At 52.6% G+C, this 5,952-nt stretch carries 5 protein-coding genes and 1 other annotated feature; all 5 genes read left to right on the forward strand.

Going from position 1 to position 5,952, the window contains the following annotated elements:
* A partial coding sequence (locus ACLUYS_RS09115) for a DNA polymerase III subunit alpha (protein ID WP_412659665.1) occupies window positions 1-3,069 on the forward strand: 3,069 nt, incomplete at its 5' end.
* 248 nt (window positions 3,070-3,317) lie between these two features.
* Window positions 3,318-3,391: a sequence feature (ribosomal protein L21 leader region), on the forward strand.
* A gap of 14 nt (window positions 3,392-3,405) precedes the next feature.
* Window positions 3,406-3,708: a 50S ribosomal protein L21 gene (rplU, locus tag ACLUYS_RS09120; RefSeq protein ID WP_230266637.1), complete on the forward strand. Its 303-nt coding sequence runs from the start codon at window positions 3,406-3,408 to the stop codon at window positions 3,706-3,708.
* Complete coding sequence (locus tag ACLUYS_RS09125; protein WP_230266638.1) at window positions 3,708-4,016, forward strand: ribosomal-processing cysteine protease Prp; 309 nt, start codon at window positions 3,708-3,710, stop codon at window positions 4,014-4,016. Before rplU ends, ACLUYS_RS09125 begins: the two co-directional genes overlap by 1 nt.
* 46 nt (window positions 4,017-4,062) lie before the next feature.
* Entirely contained in the window at window positions 4,063-4,347 is a 285-nt protein-coding gene (rpmA, locus tag ACLUYS_RS09130) for a 50S ribosomal protein L27 (protein ID WP_230266639.1), read from the forward strand.
* Between the two features lie 77 nt (window positions 4,348-4,424).
* Window positions 4,425-5,708: a GTPase ObgE gene (obgE, locus tag ACLUYS_RS09135; RefSeq protein WP_230266640.1), complete on the forward strand. Its 1,284-nt coding sequence runs from the start codon at window positions 4,425-4,427 to the stop codon at window positions 5,706-5,708.
* Window positions 5,709-5,952 lie beyond the last annotated feature (244 nt).

The raw sequence follows: 5,952 nt of genomic DNA on the forward strand, positions 1-5,952 counted from the left end.
CTCGAGGCGGTTCTCGATATTGACGACATCATTCGCCTCGCCAAGGAAAATCATCAGACGGCTGTGGCCCTGACCGATCATCGTTCGATGTTTGCGACGATGTCTTTTGTGCATGCCGCAAAAGAAGCCGGACTCAAGCCGATCATTGGACTGGAAGTCGAGACAAACTGGAAAAATCAGCCGATTTCCTTTTTGCTGCTGGCCAAAAACGGACAGGGTCTGCATTCGCTTTATCTGCTTTCTACCCGACTGATGTCTGACTCGACGCCGCTTGAACTCGACGATATGAAGGCGTATGTCGACGGCTGTATTCTCATGAACGCAGGCGGCGACGACGTGTTCGAAACGCTCGCTCATGAGCCAAATGAAGACCTTCTGGATGAACTGCTCGATACGCTCAAATCCTTTGTCCTGGATCCGGACGATCTCTATATCGCAATGTCGATTCACGATTCACCGTATTTCCGTCAGAAAGATGAACAGCTCAAAAAGCGTGCCCAATTCAAAGAGATCCCGACCGTTGCGCTCAGCCGGATTGAATACGAAAAACCGGAAGATGAGCGCACCCTGCGCCTTCTGCAGGCGATCAATCAGCAGAAAGTGATCGACCATCCCGACATTCGGGTACGAAGCGGCCGCTACTGGCGAACAGAAGACGAAATGGAATCGCTCTACGACGCGGACGATCTCAAAGCCACGGAAACGATTGCCGCCCGAATTGAAGACTACCGTCTGCCCAAAGCAAGTCTGCCGCAGTTTGTCAACAAGGTAAATCTGAGCAGTGAAGACTACTTGCGCGAGCTGTGTCTGGCCGGTCTGAAAAAGCGGCTGCAGGGAAAAACGGTCAACGCGCAAGTGTATCGCGAGCGGCTTGATCATGAGCTGAATGTCATTTTGTCCATGGGGTTTGCGGACTATTTTTTAATCGTATGGGACTTCATTCGCGAAGCGCGTTCCCGCAAAATTCTCGTCGGTCCCGGACGAGGCAGCGCGGCCGGATCGCTCGTTTCGTGGGTGCTGGGCATTTCGCACGTTGACCCGATTCAGTCCGGATTGCTCTTTGAACGTTTTCTTAATCCGGAGCGTATTTCCATGCCGGATATCGATACCGACTTTCCGGATAACCGCCGCGATGAAGTGATCGAATACGTACAGTCCGTCTATGGAAAAGGCCATGTCGCCCATATCGTGACTTTCTCCCGATTAAAAGCGCGTGCCGCTTTGCGCGACTGCGCGAAGGCATTAGGTCTTGGCGTACGGGAAGCGGACAAGCTGACGGCGATTGCGGCGACGATGCCAAACGAAACGCTGCCGTCGGTCTATGCACAAAGCCGCGCGTTTTCTTCGCTGGTAGAGAATTCGCCCTCGCTCAAAAAGCTGTATCACGCCGCCTGCGCCATTGAAGGCTTTCCAAGACATACGTCCATTCATGCCGGCGGTATTGTGCTGGCGCGGGATGTGATTACCGAACAGGCACCGATGATGGACGACGGCAGCAGCGTCCCTGCCGTTCAGTTTTCGATGGAACATCTCGAAGAAATTGGTCTGATCAAATTCGACTTTCTGGCGCTGCGCAACTTAAGCATGATCGAAGAAATCCTGCAGGAAATTCAGCGCCAGAACGGTCCGGTGATCGAACCGCTCCATCTGCCTTTAAACGATCCGCAAGTGTATGCGCTGCTGCGCACCGGCGATACGCTGGGCGTCTTTCAGCTGGAAAGTTCTGGCATTCGTCAGCTCATTTTGCGCTTCAAGCCGGAACGCTTTGAAGATATTGCCGCCATTCTGGCGCTGTATCGACCGGGCCCGATGAAAAGCATCGATACGTATCTGAACGCCCGTTTCAACCCGCGGGCCAGACAGTCGATCCATCCGCTGATCGATCCGATTCTGGCCGAAACCGGCGGCATTTTCCTGTATCAGGAGCAGATTATGGAAGCCGCAAGAATTCTGGGCGGATTTACTCTGGCGCAGGCGGACATTTTGCGAAAGGCGATGTCCAAGAAAAAACGCGAAACGATGGAAGCCTGGAAAAGCCGCTTTGTAGAAGGGGCGCAGAAGCAGGGAATTGAAGCCGAACAGGCTGACAAAATATTTGAAATCATGGAACAGTTTGCGGACTACGGCTTCAACAAGTCGCATTCGTACGCGTACGGTCTGATCGTTTACCAGATGGCGTGGCTGAAAACCCATTACCCGCTGTCGTTTTATCAGGTCCTGCTCGATTACACGGGCAAGTCCGGTGCCAAACTCGCCAGCATTTTGGGCGAAGCCGCCCATCGGCACATTCGCGTTTTGCCAGTATCGCTCAACCGCTCCGGTACCCGTTATCAGATCGAAGGCAACGCGCTTCGGATTCCGCTTACCCAGGTCCGTACGTTTTCGAGACAGCAGGCTGAAAAGATTGAACAGGAGCGCCAGGAACATGGCCCCTTTACGGATCCGGTCATGTCGGTGCTGCGTCTTTCCGCACTGAAAATCAAGGACGAGCAGATCGTCAGCCTCGTTCGGGCCGGTGCCTTTGATGAAATGGGCATCAACCGCGAGAGTCTGGAAGCCGCGCTGGAAGAAATTCTTCGTCTGGGCGATCTGGCCATGCTGGATCCCGAAGGCGGCGGGTGGCGTCTGGCCGGCGTTTCCGCGCCGATCGTCGCCAGACTTCCCGTCGATCCAGCCAGACGAATCGTTCACGAAAAGGACGTGCTCGGCTTTCTGAGCGGCCCGCATCCGGCAGAAGGCGTTCGCGCATCGGATCGATCCCTCGTATCGATTGCGGCTGCAGGCCGTCTCAAAGGTGGTACGAGCCTACGCATCTGCGCCATGATTTCCCGCATCCACCTGCATAAGACGAAGAAAGGCGATACGATGGCTTACGTTACGCTCGATGACGATACCGGACAGATGGAAGGCGCTGTCATGCCCACGACGTATGCCAGAGCGCAGGACGATTTGAAAGACGGTGCGTTTGTGGTCGCCCAGGGCAGGATGGATCAGCGAAGGGAAGGGTCCATGGCGATTTTTGAACTCCACTTTCTGCCGCTCAGTTCTGGTCCAGTCCGACGGCGCTGAGCCAATGAGTCGTACCGGTCTGAAACGATTCGAGCCGGTACAAACAGATAACGAAAGGCAGAACTAAGAAGAATCAAGCAGAAAAAAACTCAAAAATCAGGATGCTGAATCCAAAAAAGAAACGAAAACCCTTTCGGCGGCTGGCTTCGCGGCCAATGACAAAAAAGCAATTCGCCTTTGCCTAAAGGCTCAATTTACCTACTTGACGCGGACATAAGGAATCATTAATATATGTCTGTTGCAGTCTTCACGACTTGCAACCGCACAGAAGAGGCTTTAAAGCGGCGACAAGCCCGCCTTCATGGCGAGTATCAAGAATCGGAAAGGAGACCATCTATGTACGCAATTATCGAAACCGGCGGAAAACAGATCAAGGTTGAAGACGGATCCGTAATCTGGGTAGAAAAACTGAACGCTCAGGAAGGTGAAACCGTAACATTCGACAAAGTTCTGTACGCAGACGGAAAAATCGGCAAACCCTTCGTGGAGGGCGCCGTTGTAACCGGCGTGGTTGAAAAACAGGGCAAAGGCAAGAAAATCACGATCGTGAAATACCGCCCGAAAAAATCTTCCACACGCAGAAAACAGGGTCACAGACAGCCCTATACGCGCGTTAAAATCGAATCCATTCAGGCTTAATGATTCGGATCCGTATTGCTCGGCGCGGCACGGATATTCAGGAAATTAAGATTACCGGACACGCTCTGTCGGCTCCATACGGAGAAGACCTGGTGTGCTGCGGCGTATCAGCCATTTCCATATCCGCATTAAACGCGATCGACGAAATGTTCCCAGAAGCCTGCCGGCTTGTCTGCGAAGACAACCGCATTCTCATCGATGTTCAGACGAGCAGTGAGAAACTGCAGACGGCTCTGGACATGGTTGCGCTTCAGCTTCAGTGCATGGCGCAGACGTATCCAAAGCACATCCAGCTGGGAACGGATTAACGTGCAGCTTTATATTTCAATCATCCGAAGAGAAAGAGGTAAAATCATGCGTTTTAATATGGACCTTCAGTTCTTCGCTTCCAAAAAAGGTGTAGGTTCGACAAAGAACGGCCGTGATTCGCACTCCAAACGCCTTGGTGCGAAACTCGCAGACGGACAGAAATGTCTGGCCGGTGCTGTCATCTACCGTCAGCGCGGAACTAAAATTCATCCCGGGACAAATGTAGGCAGAGGCGGCGACGATACGCTCTTCGCTACAGTTGACGGCGTTGTTAAATACGAAAGACTCGGCAAAACAAGAAAGAAAGTTTCTGTTTACCCAGTTGACTAAGCAAACATTAAATTGAGCCTGTCCAAGGCTCTTTTTTCATGTATGAAATATGATGATCAGGAGAGTGAGGTACCAGCATGTTTGTAGATCAGGTCAAAGTTCACGTCAAAGCCGGTAAGGGCGGCGATGGACTCGTGTCGTTCAAACACGAAAAATATATTGCCAATGGAGGTCCTTTCGGAGGAGACGGAGGAAATGGCGGCAGCGTCATCTTTGAAGCCGATCCCGGTATGGTCACCCTTCTGGATCTGCGTTTCAACCGGATTATCCGTGCCCAGGAAGGGGAGAAGGGAAAGAACAAGCGGATGCACGGCGCCAACGCCTGCGATCGTATTGTTAAAGTGCCGCTCGGCACAATCGTCAAGCGTGCCGATACCGGCCAGATTCTGGCCGATCTGACGGAAGCCCATCAGCAGCAGGTTGTCGCGAAAGGCGGCCAGGGCGGACGCGGAAACTCGCGATTTAAATCGTCCCGCAACGTCGCCCCGCGCTATGCGGAGCCGGGCAAGGAAGGTGAAGAATTCGATGTCATCGTCGAACTGCGCACCCTTGCGGATGTCGGCCTCGTCGGCTATCCGTCGGTCGGCAAATCTACATTCCTGGACGCTGTATCGCGTGCCCGCCCGGAAATCGGCGATTATCCGTTTACGACCATTACGCCAAACGTCGGCGTAGTCCAGACCAAGGACGGCCGCAGCTTTGTCATGGCGGACCTGCCAGGGCTGATTGACGGCGCCAGCGAAGGAAAGGGCCTTGGCCATCAGTTCCTTCGTCATATCGAACGCTGCCGCGTTATCATTCATGTCATCGACATGGGCGGCGAAGAAGGGCGTGATCCGGTACAGGATTACGCCAATATCAACAAGGAACTCGAAAACTACCATCTGCGTCTGCTTGAACGCCCGCAGATTGTGGTCGCCAATAAAATGGACGAAGAACATGCACAGGAAAATCTGCGCCGCTTCAAGGAAGCCTATCCGGATCTCGAAGTCTTTGAGACGATGACCCTCATTCACGAAGGCCTGGATCCGGTACTGCGCAAAGCGGCCGATCTGCTCGAGACGACGCCGGTTTTCCCGGTCCTCGACGAAAACGAGCAGGATCAGGGCGTTACGTATACGTTCGCCGAAAAAGAGAAGCCCTTTACGATCGAGCAGGCGGCTCCTGGACGCTACAAAGTCTATGGACCGCTCATCAAGAAAAACTTCAATCTCGACAAGCTCAATACAGATGAGGACTTCTACAACTTCGCCAATCAGATGCGCTTCCTTGGCATCGATAAGCATTTGCGCGAAGCCGGCGCGGAAGACGGCGACGTGGTGGAACTCGAAGGCTACGAGTTCGAATTCCTGGAAAACTAGTTTTCCCCATACTTTTAAATGTTTAATAACAGGTCGTCTGTCCCAGAACGGAAAAACAGTTTCTGGTAAAAATGGATGATGTCCGTGCAGATTCAAGCCGAAAGGAATATTGTTTTCCTCTCGGCTTTTTTTGCGTTCATCGCCTTTTACCTATTGAAAAGGCGAGCTTTTCTAAAATCTGCAAGGCATTTTAAACTGTACCCCAGAAAGTGGACAATTTTTTTAGAGTCAACCTATTCCAAGG

Origin of the sequence: Allobaculum sp. (assembly GCF_047010065.1) — a bacterium.
Taxonomy (GTDB): Bacteria; Bacillota_I; Bacilli_A; order Erysipelotrichales; family Erysipelotrichaceae; genus Allobaculum; species Allobaculum fili.